This is a genomic window from Acidithiobacillus sp. TH-A35, from assembly GCF_057473505.1.
Window position 1 is genome coordinate 1 of the sequence record NZ_JBYCKR010000272.1, and the last position, 2,782, is coordinate 2,782.

Below are 2,782 nucleotides of genomic sequence, written 5' to 3' on the forward strand. Positions count from 1 at the left end.
GACACTGCTGGAGTCGCTGGGTGCCGAGGTGCTGCCCCTGGGGCGGTCGGCGGATTTTGTGGCCCTGGACACTGAGGCCCTGCGCCGCGAAGACACGGTTCTGGCGCAACGTGCGGTGGCTGAGCACCATCTCGATGCGCTCCTGACCACGGACGGCGACGCTGACCGTCCCATGATCGCTGACCATGAAGGCCGCTGGTGGCGCGGTGATGTGCTGGGGATTCTGACGGCCCATGCCTTGGGCGCCCATACGGTAGTCACGCCGGTCAGTAGTAATACGGCGCTGGAGTTGTCCGGCTTTTTTTCGGAAATCCGCCGCACCCGGATTGGTTCCCCTTATGTCATAGCGGCGATGCAGGGCGCTTTGCAGGAGGGACAGGTGCCCGTCTGCGGTTATGAAGCAAACGGTGGTTTTCTGCTGGGTAGTCCGCTCACCCGGGATGGCCGCATTCTGGTGCCGCTCCCTACCCGCGACGCGATTCTGCCCATGTTGACGGTGCTGACGGCGGCGCAGGAACGGCGCATTCCCCTGGCCGCCTTGCTGGCCGACCTGCCACCCCGTTATACCGCCAGCGACCGTTTGCAGGACTTTCCCACGGCGCTGAGCCAGCGCTACCTGGATGCTTTTCGCAGCAAGGACAAGGTGGCGAATCTCGCGGCTTTCAGCGCTGCCTTCGGAGAAATCACGGGTGACGCACAGCACCTGGATCTGACGGACGGTATCCGGGTGACCCTCGCGCCGGGCGGCATCATTCATCTGCGGCCTTCCGGCAACGCGCCGGAACTGCGCTGCTATACGGAGGCCGACAGCCCGGAGCAAGCCGAAACCATGCTGCGCACGGCGTTACAGGTCATGAATGGCTGGCGTGCCTAAGCGGCAGATGCGGCGCATCTCTTTCTCGCGCATCTGGTGGGTGTATATCGGCGCCGGGCTGCTGATTGCGGACCTGTTGCTGATGGTGCTGCGCTATCTGGGCGTGGTGTTCAAAACCAACGCGGTGGCGGAACTGGCAGTCCACCATGGCGTTGATGCCGAGGCGCAAAACCTGTTGCACCTCGCGGACGTGCTGAATGTCGTCCACTGGAAATGGATCGGCGAAATTTTCCTGGTCGGCGTTGTTTTACTTTTTATCGGACTGTGGAAACCTTTTTACCGAAAAAAATAATTCTGCCCATCTTCAGCCCATGCCCTGACTGCGTAAATAATCCTCATAGGTCCCCTTGAAGTCCTGAATGCCCCGCGGAGTAAATTCGATGATGCGGGTGGCCAGTGAGGATACAAATTCCCGGTCATGACTGACAAAAAGCAAGGTTCCGTCGTATTTTTCCAGGGCTGAGTTAAGAGACTCAATGGATTCCATATCCAGGTGGTTGGTCGGCTCATCGAGAATCAGCACATTGGGTTTCTGCAGGGTGAGCTTGCCGAAGAGCATCCGGCCCTTTTCGCCACCGGAGAGCACCTTGACCGAACGATTGACCTGATCCTGCCCGAAGAGCAGGCGGCCCAGCACACCGCGGATCACCTGGTCATCATCGCGTTCACCGCGCCACTGGCACATCCAGTCGAAAAGCGTCATCTCCTCCGCAAATTCCGGGGCATAATCCTGGGCGAAGTAACCGATACGCGCATTCTCCGCCCATTTTATTTCGCCGGCATCGGTGGTCAATTCGCCCATCAGACAACGCAACAGGGTGGTTTTGCCCAGGCCATTGGAGCCGATAATCGCAATCCGTTCGCCCGCTTCGACATGCAAACGCATTTTATGAAACAGGCGCAGATCGCCAAAGGATTTGCTCAGGTCCTTCCCATCCAAGGCATTGCGATAGAGTTTACGTTCCTGATTAAAGACCAGATAGGGATTTTGCCGGCTGGAAGGCTTCACCTCTTCGAGCTGGATTTTCTCTAACTGACGGGCGCGGGAAGTCGCTTGCTTGGCCTTGGAGGCATTGGCGGAGAAGCGGCTCACAAAGCCCTGCAACTCGGCCATCTTCTCCTTTTTCTTGTCATTATCGGCGAGCAACTGATCCCGCACCAGGGTTGAAGCCTGCATATATTCATCATAATTGCCGGGATAAATGCGTAATTCACCGTAATCCAGGTCAGCCATGTGGGTGCAGACGCTATTCAGAAAATGGCGGTCATGGGAAATGATGATGACGGTGCTGTTGATGTTGCTGATGAGTTCTTCCAGCCACTGGATGGTATGGATGTCGAGGTTATTGGTCGGCTCGTCCAGCAGCAGAATATCGGGGTCGGCAAATAGCGCCTGCGCCAGCAATACCCGCAGTTTCCAGCCGGGTGATACCGCGGACATCAAGCCGCTGTGCTGCTCCAGCGGAATACCCACACCACTCAGCAACTCCCCGGCCCGGGACTCGGCCGCATAGCCGCCCAACTCGGCAAACTCCACCTCCACATGCGCCACGGCCATCCCTTCTTCGTCGGTCATCTCCGGCAGGGCATACAGGCGATCGCGTTCCTGCTTGACGCGCCAGAGTTCGGCGTGACCCATGATCACCGTGTCTAGTACGGTACAGTCCTCAAAGGCAAACTGATCCTGGCGCAGCTTGCCCAAACGCTCGCCACTGCTCAGGCTGACGTGTCCGGAACTGGGCTCCAGATCGCCACCGAGAATCTTCATCAGCGTCGTCTTGCCGCTGCCGTTGGCCCCGATGAGGCCATAGCGGTTGCCATTGCCAAACTCGACGGAGACGTTTTCAAAGAGGGCCTTGGCCCCGAATTGCATGGTGAGATTGGCGGTGCTGAGCAAGATCGACTCCG

The 2,782-nt window shown here is 58.4% G+C and carries 3 protein-coding genes; 2 read left to right on the forward strand and 1 reads right to left on the reverse strand.

The features are described 5' to 3' along the window. Positions 1 to 874, forward strand: an 874-nt coding sequence (locus AC2VNK_RS08985; RefSeq protein WP_486883515.1) for a phosphohexomutase domain-containing protein, incomplete at its 5' end; no start/stop codon positions are given. After that, positions 858 to 1,166, forward strand: a complete 309-nt coding sequence (locus tag AC2VNK_RS08990; protein ID WP_486883516.1) for a hypothetical protein — start codon at positions 858 to 860, stop codon at positions 1,164 to 1,166. The genes AC2VNK_RS08985 and AC2VNK_RS08990, both read left to right, overlap by 17 nt. Before the next feature lie 12 nt (positions 1,167 to 1,178). Here AC2VNK_RS08990 and AC2VNK_RS08995 read toward each other — a convergent pair. After that, the coding region (locus tag AC2VNK_RS08995) for an ABC-F family ATPase (RefSeq protein ID WP_486883517.1) at positions 1,179 to 2,782 on the reverse strand (1,604 nt) is incomplete at its 5' end.

What these genes read in the sequence shown, in the direction of transcription:
- AC2VNK_RS08990 (WP_486883516.1), top strand. Translation starts at nt 858, where the DNA reads ATGGCTGGCGTGCCTAAGCGGCAGATGCGGCGCATCTCTTTCTCGCGC.